This is a genomic window from Comamonas squillarum (assembly GCF_025309455.1).
Taxonomy (GTDB): Bacteria; Pseudomonadota; Gammaproteobacteria; order Burkholderiales; family Burkholderiaceae_C; genus Comamonas; species Comamonas squillarum.
Genome location: NZ_CP104377.1, coordinates 1758433 through 1779826, shown reverse-complemented (window position 1 = coordinate 1779826; position 21394 = coordinate 1758433). Strand labels below are relative to the sequence as shown.

The window sequence follows — 21394 nt, the reverse complement described above, 5'->3', positions numbered from 1 at the left end:
CCCCCGCGTCTGTCGCCCAAGCGGCGCGCAAAGCAAATGTGAACACGTACAGTGCGAATGCATCCGGGGCTGCAAGCCTCTTCCAACATTGGGCGGCACAAGCGCCCGCATGGTGTAAAGGTGCGAACGTATGGGTTTGGATTTCAGCGACAAGGTAGCGATTGTGACGGGGGCCGGCGGCGGGCTGGGGCGTGAACATGCGTTGGCGCTGGCCCGGCGCGGGGCCAAGGTGCTGGTCAATGACCCGGGCGGCGCGGTGGACGGGCAGGGCAACTCGTCAGCGGCCGAGAAGGTGGTGCGCGAGATCGAGGCGCTGGGCGGCGTTGCCATGGCCAGCCATGCCTCGGTGACCGACTGGCCGGCGGTGCAGGCCATGGTGGCCCAGGTGGTCGAGCGCTGGGGCCAGGTCGATGTGCTGGTCAACAATGCCGGTACCTTGCGCGACAAGAGCTTTGCCAAGATGGAGATGGACGACTTCCGCGCCGTGCTGGAAGTGCATCTGATGGGCAGCGTGCACTGCTGCAAGGCCGTGTGGCCCTTTATGCAGGCGGCCCACTACGGCCGCATTCTGGTGACGACCTCGTCATCGGGCCTGTTTGGCAACTTTGGCCAGAGCAACTATGCCGCCGCCAAGATGGCGCTGGTGGGCCTGATGCAGACCCTGGCGCTGGAAGGGGCCAAGTACAACATCCATGTGAATGCGCTCGCGCCCACGGCCGCCACGCGCATGACCGATGGCCTGCTGGCGCCCGAGATGCTGCGCGCACTGCGGCCCGAGCTGGTGAGCCCGGCCATGCTGGCGCTGGTGCACGAGAGCGCGCCGACGCGGGCCATCGTCTGCGCCGGGGCCGGCAGCTTCGAGGCTGCGCACATCACAATGACGCGCGGGCTGCACCTGAGTGCTGACAGCGTACCGGTGGACGAGATGGATGCCCACCTGGCCCAGCAATGGGCCGAGCTGACCGACCGCCGGGGCGATATCGTGCCGGACAACGGTTTTGTGCAGGGCGACCTGGAAATCCGCAAGGCGCAGCAAAAGCTGCACTAAGGCGCCGGCCTGCGTTGGGTGGTTGGTCTGATCCCCCGGTGCCCCGGGGCCGGGCTTTATTGCAGTACAGAAAACAACAGCGCGGGCGATCGCTACACGTTCTTACCAAGGTGTGCTGCGGCTATCGGGCTAAATCCCGAAGCCCGGTCAGGCTGAGCGTGCAATACTCTGCCAGTCGCCGGGCAACCTGCTATCGTGCAGCCCGGCTTAGACAAGAACAACGCAGATGAACCATATCCAAGAACGCATTGATGCCATTGGCACCCAGCGCCTGCTGGGCATTGGGCGAGGCATCGAGAAAGAAGGCCTGCGCGTGAACGACGAGGGTGCGCTGGCCTTGACGCCGCATCCGGCCGCTTTGGGCTCGGCGCTGACGCACAGCAGTATCACGACCGATTTCAGCGAGTCGCAGATCGAGATCATCACCGGCGTGCACCAGGGCGTGCAGGCCTGCCTCGATGAGCTCTCCGAGGTGCACCAGTACGTCTACCAGGTTCTGCAAGCCAATGACGAGCGGCTGTGGATCTCGAGCATGCCTTGCTCGCTGCCTTCGGACGAGACCATTCCGCTGGGGCGCTATGGCACCTCGCACATTGGCCGCTCCAAAAGCATCTACCGCATGGGCCTGGGCCACCGCTATGGCCGGCGCATGCAGACCATCTCGGGCATCCACTACAACTGGTCGATGCCAGGGGTGAGCAGCGAGGCCTATTTTGGTCTGATCCGCAATTTCCGCCGCGAAGCCTTTTTGCTGCTTTATCTCTTTGGCGCGTCGCCCGTGCTCTGTCCTTGCTTTGTGCAGGGCCGCCCGCACCAGCTGCAGCCGCTGGGTGATGGCCAGGGCGCCCTGCACCTGCCCCACGCAACCTCGCTGCGCATGGGGCGCCTGGGCTACCAAAGCGATGCCCAGGCCTCGATCAGCGTCAGCTACAACGACCTCAAGGGCTATGCCGATTCGCTCTATGGCGCCTTGACCCAGCCGTATCCAGCCTATGAAAAAGTGGGTGTGATCAACCCGGGCGGCGAGTACAACCAGCTGGGCACGAGCCTGCTGCAGATCGAAAACGAGTTCTACGGCACCATCCGCCCCAAGCGCACGGTGCAGCGTGGCGAGCGCCCGCTGCATGCGCTGCGCGAGCGCGGCGTCGAGTATGTTGAAGTGCGCTTGATGGACATCAATCCGTTTGACAGCATGGGCATCTCGGCCCCGACGATGCGCTTGCTCGATGTCTTCTTGCTGCACTGCCTGCTGAGCGACAGCCCGCCCGATTCGCCCGCTGAAATCGCCGAGATGAAGCACAACCAGCACATGGTGGCCGAGCGCGGCCGCGAGCCGGGCCTGACCCTGCAGCGCCAGGGCCAGGAAGTGCTGCTGACCGACTGGGCCCAAGAGGTGCTGCAAGCCTGCCAGCCCATTGCGGCGGCGCTGGACCAGGCCCATGGCACGCAGGACTACAGCCAGGCGCTCCAGCAATCCCAGCATCTGCTGGCCCACCCGGAGCAAACTCCATCGGCCCAGGTGCTGGCGGCGGTCAGCGGGCAGTTTGGCACCTCGTTCAAGGCCTTTGGCGCCGCCCAGTCGCAATGGGCCCGCGAGCAGACCCTCGCCCGCCCCTGGAGCGATGCGCTGACGGCCAAGTACCAGCAGCGTGCGGCCGAGTCGATCAAGGCGCAAAAGGACATGGAAGCGGCGGACACGGTGCCGTTCGAAGAATGGCGCCAGTGCTATATGTCTCCCGAACACCTGGTCGTGTCTTGATAGACCTCGTGCCCTAGAGCCCGCTGCTGCGGGCTTTTTTGTTGCTGGCACGCCGCAGCGGTCGGGGGCAGAATGCAAGCGTTTGCAAGAAGCTTTGCGCTTCTGTTTTGATAGCTGTCCACGTTGGCTATCATTTGTCCGACATCTTTGGGTGTTGATTTCTCGTATTGTTCTGCCATGGCGCACTTCTCTTCCGACCGCAGCTGGCGCACGTTCAAGCGTGGCCTGCTCAACCACTATGTGCTCAACGGGCTGGAAGTGGCGCTGGGCCTCTTTCTCGTAACCACGCTGGTGCAGCTGATCTGGGGCACGCAGCATGCGGCGGCGGCCTCGGTCGGGGTCATCGTCACCATCGTGGTAGACAACCCTGCGCCGCGCCGGGGCAAGTTCTGGCGCATGCTGCCTGCCCCCTTGCTGGGGGCGCCGCTGTTTTTCATGGTGCAGCTGATGCACCAGCACCTGGTGCTGCTGGGCCTGGTGGCCGTGTTGTCCACTTTTCTGGGCTTTTTGTGGATGGCCTGGGGCAAGCGCGGCGCGCCCATTGCCATTGCGGTGGTGCTGGCCATGGTGCTGGGCATGTCGGTGCCCAAGCCGGCCGAGGGGCAGCTGCTGGCCGCAGCGGCCGAATCGACGATGTTCTTCAGCATTGGCGCGGGCATGTTCCTGGTGTATGCGGTCATCGCCAACACCTTGCTCAATTTCCGCTACCGCGTGCAGTTCATCGCCGATACCGTGCTGTCGCTCGCTGCCCTCATGCTGGAGCAGGCGCGCATGGTGCTGCCCGAGGCGGCCCGCCATGTCGGGCTGGAAGGGGAGTCGGTCGATGGCGAGGCCTATGGCGACAACCTGGCCGACCGCAATTTTGGCAAATTCTCGCGTTCAGGCCAGCCCCAGCAGCACATGGGCCAGCTGATGGCCCGGCACGCAGCCTTTGCCGACCAGCTGCAGGCGGCCCGCGACATTGTGCTGGAGAGCCCGCGCACGCCGCGCCGCCAACGCCTGGCCGGCATGCTGATGCAGATGCTGGAGATCCGCGACCACCTGCTCGCCTGCGAGCTGGACCTGGAGCATTTGCGCAAGTCGCCCGAGCAGGCGCCGATGCTGCTGGCCCAGCAGGCCATGCTGCGTGCCCTGGCGATGGAGGTGGTGCACCTGGCCGACAGCCTGCTGCTGGGCCGCAAGCCCCGCGCGATGAGCAATCTTGACGCCTTGCTGCGCCCCATGCAGATGGCCAGCAAGCTGCCCGCGCAGCGGCTCGAAGAATCGCTGCCTGACCACTACGACACGGACGTCTCGCCCCAGGCACTGTCACGCGAGCTGAGCGAGCGCATTGTGCGCATCCATGAAGAGGTCAACCGCTTGATCGGCCTGGGCCGCGACGAGGTCGAGCCCGATCTGGCCGTGGTGCGCGCGAGCTGGCAGATGTTTGTCAGCCCGACGGCCTGGTCCTGGACGCCATTCAAGGGCCTGATGAGCTGGGATGCGCCTCCGCTGCGCCATGCGATCCGCGCGGCGCTGGCCATTGCGGTGGGCTACCTGGTGGTGCAGGTCCTTCCCTGGAATGCCCATGCCTACTGGGTGCTGCTGACGATTGTGGTGGTGCTGCGCGGCAGCCTGGCGCAGACCCTGGAGCGGCGCACAGTGCGGGTGCTGGGCACCTTGCTGGGCTGCGTGGCGGCGCTGGCCATCTTGTCGGCGCATCTGTCGCCGCTGGGTTTGATTCTGTGCCTGACGCTGGCCCAGGGCGTCGCGCACGGCTTTGCGCTGCGCCGCTACCTGTTCACCGCGATGGGCGCCACGGTGCTGGGCCTGGTGCAGGCGCATATGCTGCATGCCGGAGGCAGCACCACCTTCCATATGTTCGAGCGCGTGGTCGATACCTTGATCGGCACCGGCATTGCCTGGGCCTTTGCCTATGTGCTGCCGTCCTGGGAGCGTTCTCAGTTGCCCGCGCTCGTGCAGCGGGTGCTCAAAGCGCAGGCCGCGCATGCCAGCACGTCGCTGGCGGTGGACCAATTGCAGGCCGTGGACAACGCCCCCGAGCTGGCCTGGCGCCTGGCGCGGCGCGAAGCCTATGACAGCCTGTCCGCGCTGATCCAGGCCGTTGACCGCTCACTGAAAGAGCCGCGTGCCGTGCAGCCGCCGCTGCAGGCGCTCGAGCTGTTCCAGGCCCATTGCTACCAGCTGCTGGGCCAGATGTCTTCGGTCAAGATCATGCTGATGATGCGCCGGGGCCAGACGCCGTCGCCGTTTGCGGTGCAGCAGCTCCAGGACACCGCTGCCACCATCGATGCCTGCCTGCTGCAGGCGCCGCCGTTGCCGGCCGCTGGCGATGCCGAGGCCCAGCGCCCCGCCAAGATGCCCGCTCCCGAGCGCGTGCCAGGCCCGGAAGACCGCGACCAGCTCATTCCCTGGCTGATGCGGCGCCTGGCCACGGCACGCATTCTGGCCGGCCAGCTGCAGCAGGATGCCGTGCAGATCCGCCAGTTGCTGGCGCGCGAGGAGACCTTGCCGCCGGTGCAAGCAGAACCGGTTCAGGCGCAGTCCACTTGAGCGCTAAAAAAGATGGAGGGGTTAGGACTGCAGCGCCTCCAGCGCGCATTCCTGCCAGTACATTGCCGCGGCAAAAAAACCTTCCCAGACGCAGCCATTGCAGCCCCGGCCGCAGCAGGTGGTGGGCGCGGCTGGGGGCTCGCGCAGGCTGATCTGGCGGGCGCTGGCGCTGGCCTGCAGCGCGGCAAAGCACTGGCGCGCCTCGCGCAGGCTGGCCAGCGGCTGGAGGCGGAGGACGGCAGGGTTCACTGCTCGGGCCGGGGTGGCACGGCCTTGCGGCGCAGGCCAAAGCGCAGCACAAAAGCCGCGCCCAGTACCAGGGAAAACCAACCCACTGCCGGGGCCTTGGCAAAAACTCCCTGCACAATATCGCCCTGAGCGACATAGGGCGAGACCACAATCACCAGCCCTATCAAGACCAAGATGATGCCTTTGATGAGCAGGTCCTGATCGGATTTGCGCTGCGCATCCCACTGGCGTTGAGATAAAGAAGACATGGCAGCATTATCCGGCACAGCGCGCCTGCGTGCGCACCGCCTGCCTGCCATTCCCCCCGAAAGCAAGAGTATGAGTATCCAATGGTTCCCCGGGCATATGCACCTGACGCGCAAGCTGATTGCCGAGCGCATCAAAGACATCGATGTGGTCATCGAGGTGCTCGATGCACGCATGCCTGGATCGAGTGCCAACCCGGCGCTGACGGAGCTGACCGGCCACAAGCCCACGCTCAAGATCATCAACAAGCAGGACATGGCCGATGCCAGCCGCACGGCGCTGTGGGTGGCCTGGTATGAGGCCCAGCACGAGACCAAGGCCCTGCCGCTCGATGCCAGCGAGCCGGCCCCGGCCAAGCGCCTGGTGGAGGCATGCCGCCAGTTGGCACCCGGGCGCGGCGGTCTGGCCAAGCCCATGCGGGTGCTGATCTGCGGCGTGCCCAATGTGGGCAAGTCCACCCTGATCAACAGCATGAGCGGCAAAGGCCAGGCCAAGGCCGGCGACGAGGCCGGTGTGACCAAGGACGAGCAGCGCATTGTGCTGGCCGATGATTTCTACCTCTGGGACACACCCGGCATGCTCTGGCCCAAGATCATCGTGCCCGAGTCGGGCTACAACCTGGCGGCCTGCGGATCGGTGGGGCGCAATGCCTATGACGACGAGCTGGTGGCGCTGGAGCTGCTGCTGTACCTGCAAAAGCACTACCCGCGCCAGCTGGACGAGCGCTACAAGCTGGGGCTCGAAGATGCGGACATCGCTGCGCTGAGCGATGACGAGCTGCTGACCTTGATTGGCAAGAAGCGCGGCGCAGTGATGGGCGGCGGGCGCATCAACATGCAAAAGGCCGCTGAGCTGCTGATCACCGACTTTCGCACCCAGATGCTGGGCCGCATCACCGTCGAGACGCCGGCAGAATTTGAGCAATGGCGGGCGGCTGGCGAGGCGGCCGAGGCCTTGCAGCAAGCCAAGAAGGCAGAACACGCCAAACACCGCAAGGCAGGGCGCAAGCGCTACTGATCTGCGCGGCAGGCTCGCGCTGGCTGGGGCGCTGCTGGCAGGTTGCTGCCTTTTATGCGCACAAAGCCGCTCAAAAGCGGCCAAAGCCAGCGGTTGCTGTGGGCTTTTATGCAACAAGCGGTATATAGTCCTTGCATTCTTGAGAAATAACCGCTATAGTTCACCCTTCGTCTTCTTATCGCTGCAGCAACGAATGACCTTCTGCAGCGCACCATTGGGAGTTTTTGCTATGTCCTGTTTCATGTTCAACCCTCTCCACTGAACACGGTTTCTGCCCCGGCTTAACCATGTTCATATGGTTTAGCCTTGGCCCAGATCGCCGCCTGCACCACTGCAGCCGGGATCGACAAAAGCCCTGGCTACTTCGCCGGGGCTTTTTGTTTCGGGGTTTTGCTGCGCCCGCCGTCAGGCCATAGGCGCGCCAGGCCCCTGAGGAACCGCACAGATGAGTGCAAAAACGGTTTCCCGTGCCTTTGAAGAGGGCCGGGTCAAGGCTTTGCGCCGCATGAAGCAACCTATTGCGTTGCTGATCGTGGCCGATTCCACTCCTTTCAACCCTGTTGCCAAAGCCATGGCCCAGCGGCGTCTGTCCGGCGCTGCGGGCAAGCACATTCGCAGCCAAGGCGCCCAGCGTCGTGCCGACCGGATGGCCTTGCAACAGATGACCCGCAAAGCCGACCATGGGGATTGAGCGGCTGCGCTGGATGAAAAGACAGCACAACATGAAAGAAATGAAAACCTCCCCGGAGCTATTGCTTCGCGTACAGATGCATGAGCGTCAGCAAAACCTGCAGGCCATTGCGGCCCAGCTGAAAACCGAATTGATCGGTATTGATGACGTGATTGACCGTGTGATGGGCGCCGTGCGCGCCTGGTACGTGATGCCCCAGCTCATTACCCGCCCTGTGATTGTGTGCCTGTGGGGATTGACAGGCACGGGCAAGACCCAGCTGACGCGCCGCCTGGCGCAGCTGCTGGGTTTTTATGATCGCTTTGTCGAAGTCCAGATGGACGGCTTCAGCCAAAACGGTGACAGCTATGGCGCATCGACCATCTCCGGCACGCTCGAGAGTGCGGGGCTGGTGGAAGGCGCGCCCGGCATCCTGGTGCTCGATGAGTTCCAGCGTTACCGCACCGTGAGCAGCCGGGGCGATGACAGCAAGGTCGAGCGCTTCCAGGATGTCTGGGCCTTGTTGTCGGATGGCAAGCTGCCGCCTGCCTTGTCGGAGCTGCACAGCATCGAGCGCAAGCTGGCGGACGCGCTCTATGACGCCGAGCGGGCCGAAGAAGACGACGCGCAGGAGCGGCGTAAAAAGCAGCAGATGCGCTACAAGATCGATGCCTGGGACGCGCAGGCACTCAAGCGCAGCTTGAAGCTCGATGCGCCCTTGCTTGACATCATGCAGTGGAGCAATGACTACATTCACCAGCTGCTGCTCCAGTTTCGCAGCTCCCAGCAATCCTGGGAGACCGATTACAGCCGGCTGCTGGTCTTTGTCTGTGGCAATCTCGACGAGATGTACACGGAGACGGCCAGCCGCGTCGAGGACTGCGACACCGATGCCGACATTTTCCACCGGCTCACAAGCCGCCTGTCGCTGATCGATGTCAAGCGCGCCTTGGCCGAGCGCTTCAAGCCCGAGCAGATTGCCCGGCTGGGCAACCAGCATGTGATCTACCCGTCGTTCAGCCGCTCGGCCTACGAGCAGCTGATTGCGACGACGGTGCAGCACTATCTGCGGGGGCTTGAAGCCAATTGCGGTCTGCGCTTTGTCATCGGCAGCGATGTGCTCGCGCAGATCTACCAGAACGCGGTGTTCCCCACTCAGGGCACGCGGCCGCTGTTCTCGTCGGTGCACACGATCTTGTCGAGTGCGTTGGTCGATGCAGCGCTGTGGGCGCTGGAGCAGGGCGCGCAGGCCGGCCAGCCATTGCAGGTGCAGATGGCCGCTGGCGCGGCGCAGCTGCAGGTGCAACTGCCACTGCCAGGTGCGCCAGAGGTGCTGCAGCAGTGCTTTGCGGTTCCGCTGGATCTGAACAAGGTCAAGCAGCGCACCAGCGCGGATTTTCGCGCGCTGCTGGCGGTGCATGAGGCCGGGCACGGCCTGGTCTATGCGCTGCTGTATGGCCGCACGCCGCAGGAGCTCAAGATCAATATTGCGACTTTCGAAGGCGGCTACAACAGCTTTACCGAGCTGCAGGCGACATCGCGGCGCAATATGCTGGACATGGTCTGCGTGGGCCTGGCCGGCCGCGCGGCCGAGCGCCATGTGTTTGGCCAGGAAGCCTGTACCACCGGCGCCGAGCAGGATATCCGGCAGGCCACGGCGGATGCGGCGCGCTACCTGCGCCACCTGGGCTTTGGTGCGCGTCTGTCGCGCACCGATGTGGCCCAGGAGCCTGGCGACAACACCAATACCGAGGTGGGGCCCAGCAATGCCGGTATCGAAGCCTTGCTGCAAGCGCAGATGCTGCGTGCGCAGGACCTGCTGGTGCAGCACAACGCCTTGCTGATGGCGATGACCGCCTTGCTGCTGCGCGAGGGTCTGATCAGCCCGGCCGCAATGGCGCAGCTGTGTGCCGAGCATGGCCAGGTGGTGCAGGCCAGTGCGGCGCAGATCCCGGATGCGGCTGAACAAAAATGGGTGCTGGAGCCCTATGCCGATATGCTGGCCAAGCACGACCAGCGCCCGCGCATGGCCTGAGTGCGCGAGCTGTTCAGCTACTTTTTACGCCGCCTGTTGCAAAACAGGCGGCGTTTTTTTATGGGCGCGGATGGCGCCCATTACAGCTACTGAGCCTTGGCGGGCGTGCTTGCAGGCACTGCGCTGCTGGCAGCGGCTGCAGCCTCTGCGCCCTTGCCGGTCAGCTGCCGCACCGTAAAGCCCTGCTTTTGCAGCAATTGCAGCAGGTTGTTGTCGCCCACCATGTGCAGCAGGCCCACGGCGATGAAAAGCTGCGGTTGGGCCGCCATCATGGCCGGCAGCCGCTCGGCCATGCGCTGGTTGCGCGTATCGAGCAGGGCCGCTTGCATGCCCACATCGCCCAGGCATTGGCAGGTCTGCATCAGCTGCTCCAGCGCAGCCAGGTCACCGCTTTCCCAATACTCGGCCAATTTCTGGGCGACCTGGCGGTTCTTGCCGCTGTCGATGTCGTCGAGCGCCTTGCGGATGTCGTCGGGTGTGGCCAGCTGCGCGGGCACACCATCGCCACCCAGGCCCATGGCCAGCAGCTGCTCCTGCGCCGTCTCGATGGCCTGCACCGGTTTGCCCACCGCATGGGCCATGGCCGCCAGGTTCAGGTCGATGCCGTAGGCCGGGTGGTAGCCGCTGCGTGCCATGTCCTGCATACCGAGCGCGATCAGGCGGGCCAGGGTGGCGGCATTGGTTTGCCAGGTGCTCTGGTCCACACAGGATTCAAAGGCCATGCGACCCATGCGTGTCTGCAGCTCGGGGTTTTGGCGCATGACCAGCTTTTGCCGGTCGTTGTCTTCGCGCATCGCCTGGGTCAAGGCCTGCAAGGTGGCGGGGTCCACCGGGTCGAGCTCCAGCGCAATGGCGGGGGCCCCGCGCAGCGCTTGTGCGGTGCGCGGTCCGGGAAAGATCCAGGGCAGCTGGCCCACATGGATGCTGCCCCAGAGATAGGCGACCGTATCGCCTTTGCGCAGTTGCCACAGCACGCCCCGGTCCGGATGCGGCTTGCGCGATTCCGCCTGGTAGACCGCCGGATCTTTGACGGCTGGGGCCGGGCAGGAGGGGTTATCCGCTGGTGCCAGCTGCGGTGCTGGCGCGGCTGCAGGCGTGCGTGCCTGGGCCGCATGGCCGCCAGCGAGCAAGGCCAGGCCCAGCAGCAGCTGTGGCAGCAGGCGCAGGCCGCGTGCGGGGTGGTGGGGGAGAAGCGAGAGGGGTGCTGAATGCTGCAAAACGGGCTCCAGATCATGGCCGCAAGGCTTGCGGTGATGCGAGCCCTTGCGGCGATTAACGCTTAGCGCTGTGCCTGGGTCGCAAACCAGCGGCGTGCCAGGCGATCCCAGAACTTGGCGCCCAGGGCGATATTGTTGTCGTTGAAATCATAGCCCGGGTTGTGCAAGCCAACGCCGGGCTGGCCATCGGAGCCGTTGCCGATCCAGCCATAGGCACCGGGTACTTCTTCGAGCATGAAGCCAAAGTCCTCGGCTGTCATCGCCGGCAGCACATCGGTGTGGGCGTTGGTGTTGCCAACCATCTCGCGCATCACCTCGCCCATGAACAGCGCCTCCTTGCGGTGGTTGGTCGTGTTGGGGTAACCGGGCTTGATGATCACTTCGGCGCTGGCAAAATGCGCCTCGGCGATGTGGCCGGAGACCCGGTGCAGGCCGTCGATCAGGAACTGCTGCGAGGCCAGCGTCAGGTTGCGGCAGGTGCCGTAGATACGGGCCTCATCCGGGATGATGTTCTCCACCGTGCCCGACTCGATCTTGCCCACGGTCAGCACCGCAGCATCCAAGGGATCAGTGCCGCGCGAGACCAGGGTCTGCAACTGGCCGACGATGGAGCAGGCCACCGGGATCGGGTCCACGGTCGTATGGGGCAGTGCCGCATGGCCGCCCCGGCCACGCACCACAATCTCAAAGCGCAGCGCAGCTGCCATGATGGGCCCCACGCGCACCCCCATCTGGCCCTGCGGCAGCGCGGGCCAGTTGTGCAATGCAAACACGGCCTGGCAGGGGAACTGGGTAAACAGCCCGTCCTGCATCATCGCGCGCGCGCCTGCGCCGCCTTCTTCACCGGGTTGAAAGATCAGGTGCACCGTGCCATCGAAATCACGCCGGCCAGCGAGCAGCTCAGCGGCCCCCATCACCATCGTCGTGTGGCCGTCGTGGCCGCAGGCATGCATGCGGCCCGGGTACTGGCTGATGTGGCCAAACTGGTTGGTTTCCTGCACCGGCAGCGCATCCATGTCGGCGCGGATACCGATGGCAGGCCCGGGGTTGGCGGCATCGCGCCCCTGGCCGTAAATGCTGGCCACAATGCCGGTGGTGCCCAGGCCCCGCACCATGGGGATGCCCAGCGCCGTCAGATAGGCCGCGATCTTGTCGGCGGTGCGGTTTTCTTCGTACTTCAGCTCCGGGTGCATGTGCAGATCGCGGCGAAATGCAGTGAGCTGGTTGATGTTGGGGGCGTTGTCTTGGTCGAGGTACATGGTTTCTCTCTCGTGTCGGTGCAGGCGGCCACTGACCGCCATGCCGGAACTGCAAGCCTACCATTGTCCTCCTGTCTGCCCGGAGTGTCTGCGCGACAGTGTCTGGCGGGAAGCTCTGGGCGGGAAGCTTCGGGCCGCCCCTTTATGCCGCGTCGGTGGCAGAGGCCACGGCGCCCGGATGCGACAATCTGCGGTCCGCCAGCAGGGCCGCCACATTGAGCAGGGCCAGCACCGTGCCAGCGATGCAGGCACCCGTCCAGCCGCCGTGGTGCCAGGCCCAGGCGCCGATGGCCGAGCCAGCCGATGCGCCGATAAAGTAGCCCGTCATATAGCAGGCGTTGATGCGCGAGCGCGCCTCGGGTGCCAGGCGGTAGATGACGTTCTGGTTGCAGATGTGGGTGCCTTGCAGCGCCAGCTCGATCACCAGCATGCCGACGATGAACAGGAACACCGAATGCTGGCTGTACCACAGCAGCGCCCAGTTGACGACCAGCAGCAGCACCGAGAAGGCGGTGGTCGGGCGCTCCAGGCCTTTGTCGACCAGGCGGCCCGCGGCATTGGCCATCAAGGCGCCGGCTACACCCGACAGGCCAATGAGGCCGATCGACGAATCGCTCAGGCCGTGCTCGGGGCCGCCGAGCATCAGGGCCATCGTCGAGAACAGCACACTGACCGATGCAAAGGCCAGGCCCCCCAGCAAGGTGCGGGTGCGCAGGCGGGGCTGGGTGCGTATCAAGGTGGCCATGCTGCCCAGCACCTGGCCATAAGGCAGGCGTGGGCCGCTGTGTGCCACCTTGGGCAGCACCCGGTAGAGGGCCAGCGCCACCAGCACCATCGCGATGCCGCCCGCCTTGTAGACCAGGCTCCATCCGCCCACGGCCGACAGGAGTCCGGCGACTGTGCGCGAGAGCAAAATGCCGGTGAGCAGGCCGCTCATCACCAGGCCGACGGCGCGGCCACTTGACTCACGCGGGGCCAGGCTGGCGGCCATCGGCACCAGCACCTGGGCCGCGACCGAGAAGAGACCCGTGACCAAGGTGCCCAGCACCAAGGCTGTGAACGGTGAGGGCATCAGGCCGGCAAAGCCGCTGACCAGCAGGCCGATCGCCGCGAGCAGCATCAGGCCCACGGTCAGTTTGCGGCGCTCGAGCATATCGCCCAGCGGCACCAGAAACAGCAGGCCAATCGCATACGACACCTGCGCGCAGGTGACCAGAATGCCGGCCGTGCTCTCGCTCACCTGCAGCGCATGGGCGATGGAGTTGAGCAGCGGTTGGTTGAAGTAATTGGCGCCGGCGCAGAGGCCGCAGGCTGTGGCCATCAGCAGCAAGACGGCAGGGCTGAGCGTTGCAGCAGGCGCTGCCGAGGAGGGTGCGGCGGCAGAGGTTGTTGTTTGTTTATTTTTCACGGGGCGAGTGTGCGCGCATCCGAAAAACAATGTGCACCCTTGGTCTTGGCGCAGCTGCTAGGCTTGCCGCGACCAGGCCGGGTTGCGCAGCAGCGCCTGCCATTGCTGCAGGCTGGGGTGCGATTGCGGCACGGACATGCCCGCTGTGGGTTCTGTGTGCCGGAACTGCAGCCCACTTTCAATATGCAAGGGTGCCTGCGTATAGGGGTGCTGCAGCGACAGCGACCAGGCATGCAGCCACAGCCGCTGCAGGCCCAGACGCTCGGCCCACCAACGGTTCAATGGGCCCTTGCCATGCGTGGCATCGCCAATGATGGGGTGGGCGATGTGCTTGAGGTGGCGGCGGATCTGGTGGCGGCGCCCGGTGTGGGGTGTCGCCTGGACCAAGGACAGCCGCGTGCCGGCAAAGCGGCTGTCATAGGCCTCGGCGTGTTCCAGCCTCGCCAGGCGCGCAAAGCGGGTCCGGGCCGGCTGGGCGGGCGCGTCCTCAGGCGCATCATCGGGGCGTAGCGCATGGTCGACCTCCGCTTGCAGCGGCGCCCAGCCGCGCACCATCGCCAGGTAGCGCTTGTCGATCTGGTGGTTCTCAAACTGGCTGCGCGTGCGGCTGGCGGCCTCGGCATGCAGCGCCAGCAGCAGCACGCCGCAGGTGCCCTTGTCGAGCCGGTGCAGCGGAAACACATGCTGGCCGATCTGGTCGCGCAAGGTCTGCACGATAAAGCGCGTCTCGCCTGCGTCCAGGCCCGTGCGGTGCACCAGCCAGCCGGCAGGTTTGTAGATGGCCACCAGGTGCTCGTCGCGCCACAGCAGGGGCAGGGGGCAGTCCTGCGCATGGGTATGCGCAACAGCAGGGTCGATGGCGAAAGACATGGGTGGGCGGGCTGGTGAAACGATGTTGCAGGCGTGATCAGCTATGGATTTTATAGTGGCCGTGCCTCAAGACCTCTTGGACCACAGCCCAAACAACAGCATGCCCGCCAGCATCGCCGCACTGAAGATCGCCGCCGAGCCCATGCCCGCCGCCGTACCCACCAGCGCTGGGCCTGGGCAGTAGCCGGCCAGGCCCCAGCCGATGCCAAATAGCGCCGAGCCGATCAGCAGCGGTGCATCAACCGCTTGGCGTGCAGGCAGCTGCATGGGCTCGCCCAGCAGGCTGCGGCTGCGCCGGCGCGCCAGTGCAAAACCGGGCAGACCCAGCGCTATCGCGCCGCCCATCACCAGCGCCAGCGACGGGTCCCAGGGGCCTGCCAGATCGAGAAAAGCCAGCACCTTCTGCGGATCGGCCATGCCGGACACCAGCAGGCCCAGGCCAAAGACCAGGCCTGCAAGGGCCGCGATCAGGATAGTCATCATGCTCTCCTTATAGAAGGTGGCGCACTACAAACACCGTCGCGAAACCGGTGGCCATAAAGACCAGGGTGGCCACCAGGGAGCGCAGCGACAGGCGGGAGAGCCCGCAGACCCCATGCCCACTGGTGCAGCCCGAACCCAGGCGCGTGCCTATGCCCACAAGCAGGCCGGCCAGCACCAGCAGTGGCCAGGCTGCAGAGCTGCTGGCCGCTGGCAAGGGCGCAAACCACTGGTAAATCCATGGGGCTGCCAGCAGGCCAAGCACAAATGCCAATCGCCAGGCGCCGCGCTGCAGGCGTGGCGGCAGCAGTGCGGCCACGATGCCGCTGATGCCCGCAATACGGCCATTGAACAGCACCAGTAGCACGGCAGCCAGACCAATCAAGGCACCGCCTGCGAGGGCGGCCAGGGGCGTAAAGGCAGACAGATCGAGCGACATGGGCGACTTCCTTGACGTGAACGATGCGGTGGGGTTTCAGGCTGCCGGGCAGTACTGGGCGTACAGCGTCTGCAACAGCGCCAGCAGGCGCGCATCGGCCACCTGGTAGAAGATGTTCTTGCCCTCGCGCCGGGTGCTGACCGCGTTTTCGCGCCGCAACACGGCGAGCTGCTGCGACAAGGTGGGCTGCGCAATGCCCAGCTGCGCCTCCATATCGCTGACGCAGCATTCGCCTTGGCTCAGGAGGCAGAGCAGCAGCAAGCGGTCCTCATTGCCCAGAAGCTTGAGGGCAGAGACGGCATGGTGCGCTGCCTCGCGCATGGCGTCGGGCGAAGGGGAGGCCTTGGTTTTTGCAGACATGGGAAGAAGGCTTGGACGCAGCAGGCTTGCCGAAAAGGAGGAATTTTATTATATTAAAAGATATATTGTTTTGTGTGAATGTGTTTTGACCATGCGCTCTGCCCCTTCTTTTGGCGTTCAGGCATTTTTTGACGAGGTGACCGGCACCGTCAGCTATGTGCTGCACGATGTGGCCAGCCGCGAGGCGGCAGTCATCGACCCGGTCTGGGACTTTGATGCCAAGAGCGGCCGCACCAGTACCGCATCGGCCCAGCGCATCGCTGATTACCTGGATGCCGAGCGGCTGACGCTGCGCTGGGTGCTGGAGACCCATGCCCATGCAGACCACCTGTCTGCGGCCCAGTGGCTGCGCAGGCAGATGCCCGCAGGCGCGGTGCGCATTGCCGCGCCGGTGGTGATTGGCCAGCAGATCACGCAGGTACAAAAAGTGTTTGGCGGCATCTACGGCATGGAGGGCTGCATCGCACCGCAAGGCGCAGACTTTGACTGCCTGCTGCGCGATGGCGATGTGCTGGCGCTGGGGGCCACTCGCATCCGCGCGCTGGGTGTGCCCGGCCACACGCCGGCGGACCTGGCCTATGCGGTGGAAGAGGGCGGTGCTGCGGCAGGCGCAGTGGCCGACATTTTTGTCGGCGACACCTTGTTCATGCCCGATGTGGGCACAGCGCGCTGTGATTTCCCTGGCGGCGATGCCCATGCGCTCTACCGCTCGATTGGCCGGCTACTGGCGCACCCGCCAGAGACGCTGCTCTATGTCTGTCACGATTACCCGCCAGCCGGCCGCGCTGCCGCTTGGTGCAGCACGGTGGCCGAGCAGCGTGCGCACAACATCCATGTGCACGAGGGTGTGGACGAGGCCGCTTTTGTCGCGATGCGCGAGGCGCGCGATGCAACGCTGGCGATGCCGCAGCTGATGCTGCCCTCGGTGCAGGTCAATATCCGCGCCGGGCGCCTGCCCGATGCCGATGCGCAGGGCCGGCGTTTTCTCAAGCTGCCAGTCGATGCGCTCTGAGGGAGCGTTGAGGTTTGGTCTTAGAGCCGGTAACACGACCCAGCGAATCGAAGGTTTGCGGTTGAGACTAGGCGTCAAGCCGCAGGCAGTACAGGCGTACGACAAGGCTTGGCGCAGCCGGCGAGGCTACGACGTATCAAGGGTTGTGTTGGCGGCTCTTAGCGGCCCGCAGACTGGTGCTGCGCGTCTTCGAAGCGGTTCACTTTCCACAGGCTGGGGAAGAGCCGCGTCCACAGCCCCACCACCAGGAGCGAGCACAGGCCGCCCGCCACCGCTGCGGGAACTGCGCCCAGCAGGGCAGCGCTGCTGCCAGCGCGGAATTCACCCAGCTCATTGGACGAGCCGATAAACAGCATGTTGACGGCATTGACGCGGCCGCGCATGTTGTCGGGCGTGGCAAATTGCAGCAGCGATCCGCGTACATAGACACTGACCATGTCGGCCGCGCCAGCGACGGCCAGCGCCAGGCAGGACAGCCACAGCCAGTGCGACAGCGAGAACACCAGGTTGGCAATGCCAAACACGGCCACGGCCAGCATCATGCGCCGGCCCACCTGGGTGCCAAAGGGGCGGCTGCTGAGGTAGAGGCCGGCGCAGACTTCGCCCATCGCCATGGCGCTGCGCAGCAGGCCCAGGCCTTCGGGTCCGGTGTGCAGCACCTCATGGGCGTAGATGGGCAGCAGCGCCACCACGCCGCCCAGCAGCACGGCAAACAGATCGAGCGAGATGGTGCCCAGCACCATGGGGCGGCCAAAGATAAAGCGGATGCCCGCGCCAAAGCGCTGCCAGATCGTGTCGCGCGCGGCGCCTGGCTCGGCAGCGGCCTTGGGCGCCGCATACAGCACCTGGACGCGCAGCAGTAGCGCGGTGCCAATTGCAAAGGCCAGCATGCAGACCGCATAGGTCCACACGGCCCCGCCAGCGGCGTACAAAAAGCCGCCCAGCATCGGCGCGCCAATGGCCGAGCAGCGCATTACCACGCTGTTGGTGGCAATGGCCTTGGGCAGCAGCGCCATCGGCACCAGCTGCGGCAGCAGGCTTTGCAGCGATGGGCCCGAGAAGGCGCGCGTGGCGCCATACAGCACCAGCACCGCATAGATGCCTGCGACCCCGGCATGGCCATGGCCCGACAGCCACAGCAGCAGCGCGCTGCAGACACTGCCCAGCGCCCAGCTGGTGGCCAGCACCTTCTTGCGTGGCAGCCGGTCGATCAGCTCGCCGGCAGGCAGCAGCAGCAGGAGCATCGGGATGAACTGCGCCAGGCCGACAAAGGCCAGCGCCATGGGGTTGCGCGTCAAGTCATAGACCTGCCAGGCGACGACCACGGCCTGGATCTGGGTGGCACCCACGGCAAAGACGCGCGCGATCAGAAAAACGAGAAAGCCGCTGTGCTGGTCGCGCAGCAGCGGCGGAGGGGCGGAGTGGGTGGTCGCTGGCATGGGGTGGGGCGCAGCCTGCGCTGGTGCAGCTGCTGCAACCGCAATATGGTTGTAGGTGTTTGTGGCGCCATTCTGCCATGCCTGCTCAACTCTTATATAAGAGTTGGGCTTATCCATGCGGCAAGCAGGGCATGCCCAAAAGCGGGGCATGTGCGCAACGGCGCTGCGATGCGCGCATTGCGCCAATGCGGGCTGCAAAAACCAAACCCCCTGTCACCGCTGTGGGGCGACTGGGGGTTGGTGATGTGGATGTAGCTTGAGGCCTCTAACTGGCAATAGCTGCGAGCTGCCAGACCTCAATGTCAGCTGAGTAAGCGGGCGCTGTCAGCAGCACCCGCCGGGGCCATCAAGGGGCCTTGGCGGTCTCGACCGTCAAGTCCAGTACATAGGCGTAGCGCGACGCGTCCGCTGGCGGATTGGCAATGGTGTAGCGCTTCACGCGCAGCACATTGCTGTAGCCGGGTTCGTGCTGGTAGCCTTCGATATTGCCGTAGAAATGCTGCCAGTCGCCGGCCACGGTCTTGCGGCCGTTGCTGTCATAGCGCAGCTCACGCACCTGCAGGCATTGCACGCCCTTGGCCACGCCGTGGCTGCAAGGCTTGGTCTGGGGGGCCACTTCATAGAACATGGTCTCCCCGGCGCTGCCGTACTTGGTGGCGTTGGTGGGCACCGACTTCAGCAGCCAGCGGCTGCCATCGTTGAACTGCAAGGTCAGGCGCGGGGCGTTGCTGTCCTGCGTGATGCGCAGGCTCTCGGCGCGTGTGATCTGTGCGCTCACTGCCTGCTCGAGCTGCATCAGTGGGGGCTCACACGCCATCATCGTGCCAATCGGGTTGGTGATGCTGATCTTGTCGCCATCGAGCTGGTAGCCCGCGCCCATCACATTGCAGAGGTTGCCGATGCTCACGCGGTGTGCTGTCTTGGCATCGCCGCTGAAGCCCAGGCGCAGCACCTTCTTGGGGGCCAGTGCGGTGAAGGCGGGCAGCGGACGGCCGGACTGGTCTTCGGCGCGCTCCAGGTCCCAGTGGTAGGACTGCAAGGTCTTGTCGGTGGCAGATACGTTCATGGCGGGTGCGGTGCTGCCTGCAGCTGGTGCTGCAGGGGTGGACGATGGGGTGCTGCTGCAGGCGGCCAGGGCCATCGCAGCGGCTGCGCTGAGGCTCATCAGTTTCCAACGTTGCATATGAAGTTTTTCCTTGTTCGAGGCAGCGCACAGGCGCGCGCTGCGGTGGGTGAAAGCAAACTTAGCTTGCCATCCTAGGGGCTGCCGGCCGGCGCTGGTGTAGGCCAAGCTTGGTGCTTGGCAGCCCGCTCCATGGCCGCTGCCGCAGCAGCGTTTGCCTAAAACTTAGGCGCATGAAAATTGTTGAAGCAAGTCAAAGGCTTGCCATCTTGTCCAGAGCCTTGTCCACATGCTGACCCACAGATATCTGGGATAACCACAGGCGCGCTATCAGGCGGTGAGGAAGAGGGCCGGGTCGACCATGCTGCGGTTGAGCATCACGCCCCAATGCAGGTGCGGGCCTGTGACCCGGCCGGTCGCGCCGACCTTGCCGATCACTTCGCCAGCGCGCACGCTCTGGCCCACCGTGACCTGGGTCGCGCTCAGGTGGCAGTACATCGTCAGAAAGCCGCCACCATGGTCCATCCAGATGGTGTGGCCGTTGAAGAAGTAGTCACCCACATCGATGATCTTGCCATCGACCGGTGCCTTGACGGGCGTGCCGGTGGCTGCGGCGATGTCCATGCCGCTGTGCGGATTGCGCGACTGGCCATTGAAGACGCGGCGCAACCCGAAGGAGCTCGAGCGCCGGCCGGGCACCGGCACGGGCAGCTGCATCTGCGCGGGCAGCGGCGTGCTGAAGGTGGCCATCACTGTTTGTTGGTGGTCACGTTCGCGTTCATAGCGGGCATTGTCGGCGGCAGACAGATCGACCGTCTTGGGGGCGACCTTGAGGCGCTGCTCGCTGTACTTCTTGTCGCGCACCGTGTAGGGGATACTGCGTGGGCCGCTGGCCGTATGCAGCCGGATCTCTGCGGCGCCGGTGGGGGCCGACAGCGGTATGCCGACCAGCGCTGTCCATTCGATGGCGTCACCCAGCACCAGCAGCGGTATATCGCCCGCAAAGGCCTGGGGCCGCTCGGCCGCCGGGCCCAGCGACAGGCGCGCTACGCCACCGGGAACGCGCGCGTCAGCGGGCCAGCCATCGGTGGCCGCTGCCTGCGCGCCGTGCAGCCAGGGCAGCAGCAAAAGGCCGCTGCCAGCTTGCAGCAAAAGGCGGCGCTGCAGGCCTGGGGAGTCGGTTGGGCGGGCAGGGTCTGGCATGGACATGGGGGTTGGGCAGGGAGGTTGAATGTGCTTTTAAAAGCATAGCGCGTTGTGCTTTTCCATCCTGGGTAAATGCCGCGCATAATATGCAAAATTTGGTAAACCAGTGCAGCGCTGCTGGTGCTGGGGAACGCGGCTGGTAGCATGCCTCTTTGCCCCCTGTGCCGGGCGTGCTATACAGGCGTTGGCTGACATGCTGCGCCGGCCATATCCATTACAGTGGTGCGGCTGGGCCTGCATCTCTGTCATCCAGGTCATCATGTTGTTTCGGGAGTTCGTTTCGTTCATGTTGGGCAAGCATTCAGATCTATTTTTACTGGCTGCATCCACCCGCTGCACACCGCATCGCTCATGGGCGGGTTGGTCCTTGGTGGCGGCCTTGGCGCTGTCTGTATCGGGTTGCGGCAGCCTGGACCGCGAGGCCGACAGCCACCGCTACAACGTTGTGGCCCATGAGACCTTTGGATCGTCTGCCACCTATTCACGCCTGTTTGATGCGCCGCCGGAGCGCGCTTGCGAGGCCGCACGCCGCGCGCTGTTGAGCCAGGGTTATCTGATCAACGTCTCCAAGGGCAAAGAGGTCGAAGGCCAAAAGAGCTTCCAGCCAGCGACGGACAACCACCAGATCATCACCATCCGCGTGGTCTGCGCTGCCGACAGCAAGGACGGCAAGGTGACCCTGGGCTTTGTGTCCGCACTCAAGGACACCTACAACCTCAAGAAGAGCAGCAACTCGGCCAGTGTCGGTGTGGGCGCTTTGGGCTCGCTGTCGCTGCCGTTTTCTGCCGGCAATGATTCCATGGTCAAGGTGGGCAGCGAGACGGTGAGCTCGGCCACCTTCTACGACAGTTTCTTTGACCTGATCAAGTCCTACCTGCGCCAGGACGATGAACTGCGCCAGCAAAGCCTGACCGGCGACGAAGAGTTCGTCGAGTAAAGCGGCGCCGCAGCTTGCCGCTGCATGTTGGCCACCTGCAAAAATGCCCGCCATCGGGCAGATGGCG

Annotated in this window: 20 protein-coding genes; 8 read left to right on the top strand and 12 right to left on the bottom strand. The window is 64.9% G+C overall.

Translation table 11 applies throughout. From position 1 onward, the window contains the following. Positions 1-130: 130 nt before the first annotated feature. The 3 genes from N4T19_RS08325 (at position 131) to N4T19_RS08315 (ending at position 5360) form a co-directional block, all read left to right on the top strand. The gene (locus N4T19_RS08325; protein ID WP_116924441.1) at positions 131-1048 is read left to right on the top strand and encodes an SDR family NAD(P)-dependent oxidoreductase; all 918 of its coding nucleotides are present in this window, start codon (positions 131-133) and stop codon (positions 1046-1048) included. A 226-nt stretch (positions 1049-1274) separates the two neighbouring features. Next, complete coding sequence (gene gshA, locus N4T19_RS08320) at positions 1275-2807, top strand: glutamate--cysteine ligase (RefSeq protein ID WP_116924440.1); 1533 nt, start codon at positions 1275-1277, stop codon at positions 2805-2807. A gap of 177 nt (positions 2808-2984) precedes the next feature. Further along, on the top strand, positions 2985-5360 hold the full coding sequence (locus tag N4T19_RS08315; RefSeq protein WP_260719889.1) for an FUSC family protein: 2376 nt from the start codon (positions 2985-2987) through the stop codon (positions 5358-5360). A 21-nt stretch (positions 5361-5381) separates the two neighbouring features. On the opposite strand, the gene N4T19_RS08310 is transcribed toward N4T19_RS08315, so the two are convergent. Next, complete coding sequence (locus N4T19_RS08310; RefSeq protein ID WP_116924438.1) at positions 5382-5609, bottom strand: oxidoreductase-like domain-containing protein; 228 nt, start codon at positions 5607-5609, stop codon at positions 5382-5384. Further along, positions 5606-5857, bottom strand: coding sequence for a hypothetical protein (locus N4T19_RS08305; RefSeq protein ID WP_021027316.1), 252 nt, complete (start codon positions 5855-5857; stop codon positions 5606-5608). Before N4T19_RS08305 ends, N4T19_RS08310 begins: the two co-directional genes overlap by 4 nt. Positions 5858-5927: 70 nt before the next feature. On the opposite strand from N4T19_RS08305, the gene ylqF reads away from it, so the two are divergent. The 3 genes from ylqF to N4T19_RS08290 all read left to right on the top strand — a co-directional run bounded on the left by ylqF (position 5928) and on the right by N4T19_RS08290 (position 9577). After that, a complete protein-coding gene (ylqF, locus tag N4T19_RS08300) occupies positions 5928-6872 on the top strand; it encodes a ribosome biogenesis GTPase YlqF (protein WP_116924437.1) in 945 nt (314 codons plus the stop codon). Positions 6873-7317: 445 nt separating this feature from the next. After that, positions 7318-7563 (top strand): hypothetical protein, encoded by a 246-nt coding sequence (locus N4T19_RS08295; RefSeq protein WP_182342736.1) that lies wholly within the window; start codon positions 7318-7320, stop codon positions 7561-7563. A 31-nt stretch (positions 7564-7594) separates the two neighbouring features. Then, positions 7595-9577, top strand: a complete 1983-nt coding sequence (locus N4T19_RS08290) for an ATP-binding protein (protein WP_260719888.1) — start codon at positions 7595-7597, stop codon at positions 9575-9577. Positions 9578-9663: 86 nt separating this feature from the next. Here N4T19_RS08290 and N4T19_RS08285 read toward each other — a convergent pair whose 3' ends face one another. The 7 genes from N4T19_RS08285 to N4T19_RS08255 all read right to left on the bottom strand — a co-directional run bounded on the left by N4T19_RS08285 (position 9664) and on the right by N4T19_RS08255 (position 15610). Then, the gene (locus tag N4T19_RS08285) at positions 9664-10794 is read right to left on the bottom strand and encodes a TraB/GumN family protein (RefSeq protein WP_182342732.1); all 1131 of its coding nucleotides are present in this window, start codon (positions 10792-10794) and stop codon (positions 9664-9666) included. A 62-nt stretch (positions 10795-10856) separates the two neighbouring features. Further along, the gene (locus N4T19_RS08280) at positions 10857-12053 is read right to left on the bottom strand and encodes a M20 aminoacylase family protein (RefSeq protein ID WP_116924435.1); all 1197 of its coding nucleotides are present in this window, start codon (positions 12051-12053) and stop codon (positions 10857-10859) included. Between the two features lie 142 nt (positions 12054-12195). Next, a complete protein-coding gene (locus N4T19_RS08275) occupies positions 12196-13461 on the bottom strand; it encodes an MFS transporter (RefSeq protein ID WP_409935164.1) in 1266 nt (421 codons plus the stop codon). 57 nt (positions 13462-13518) lie between these two features. Continuing rightward, complete coding sequence (locus tag N4T19_RS08270; protein WP_182342729.1) at positions 13519-14331, bottom strand: pseudouridine synthase; 813 nt, start codon at positions 14329-14331, stop codon at positions 13519-13521. 66 nt (positions 14332-14397) lie between these two features. Beyond that, positions 14398-14811 carry a DUF6691 family protein gene (locus tag N4T19_RS08265; protein WP_260719887.1) on the bottom strand — a complete coding sequence of 138 codons (414 nt, stop codon included), beginning with the start codon at positions 14809-14811 and terminating at the stop codon, positions 14398-14400. A 10-nt stretch (positions 14812-14821) separates the two neighbouring features. Next, positions 14822-15250 carry a YeeE/YedE family protein gene (locus tag N4T19_RS08260; RefSeq protein ID WP_182342725.1) on the bottom strand — a complete coding sequence of 143 codons (429 nt, stop codon included), beginning with the start codon at positions 15248-15250 and terminating at the stop codon, positions 14822-14824. A gap of 36 nt (positions 15251-15286) precedes the next feature. Continuing rightward, positions 15287-15610, bottom strand: coding sequence for an ArsR/SmtB family transcription factor (locus N4T19_RS08255; RefSeq protein WP_116924431.1), 324 nt, complete (start codon positions 15608-15610; stop codon positions 15287-15289). A 91-nt stretch (positions 15611-15701) separates the two neighbouring features. Here N4T19_RS08255 and N4T19_RS08250 point away from each other — a divergent pair, with 91 nt between their 5' ends. After that, positions 15702-16622, top strand: a complete 921-nt coding sequence (locus tag N4T19_RS08250; protein ID WP_260719886.1) for an MBL fold metallo-hydrolase — start codon at positions 15702-15704, stop codon at positions 16620-16622. 158 nt (positions 16623-16780) lie between these two features. Here the strand turns inward: N4T19_RS08250 and N4T19_RS08245 are convergent, their stop codons facing one another. The 3 genes from N4T19_RS08245 to N4T19_RS08235 all read right to left on the bottom strand — a co-directional run bounded on the left by N4T19_RS08245 (position 16781) and on the right by N4T19_RS08235 (position 20387). Further along, positions 16781-18061, bottom strand: coding sequence for an MFS transporter (locus tag N4T19_RS08245; RefSeq protein WP_116924430.1), 1281 nt, complete (start codon positions 18059-18061; stop codon positions 16781-16783). 346 nt (positions 18062-18407) lie between these two features. Next, positions 18408-19244, bottom strand: coding sequence for an META and DUF4377 domain-containing protein (locus N4T19_RS08240; RefSeq protein ID WP_260719885.1), 837 nt, complete (start codon positions 19242-19244; stop codon positions 18408-18410). Positions 19245-19514: 270 nt separating this feature from the next. Continuing rightward, a complete protein-coding gene (locus N4T19_RS08235) occupies positions 19515-20387 on the bottom strand; it encodes a peptidoglycan DD-metalloendopeptidase family protein (protein WP_409935200.1) in 873 nt (290 codons plus the stop codon). A gap of 382 nt (positions 20388-20769) precedes the next feature. Between N4T19_RS08235 and N4T19_RS08230 the strand changes: the two genes are divergently transcribed. Further along, positions 20770-21327, top strand: coding sequence for a DUF2242 domain-containing protein (locus N4T19_RS08230; RefSeq protein ID WP_312986736.1), 558 nt, complete (start codon positions 20770-20772; stop codon positions 21325-21327). Positions 21328-21394: the final 67 nt, after the last annotated feature.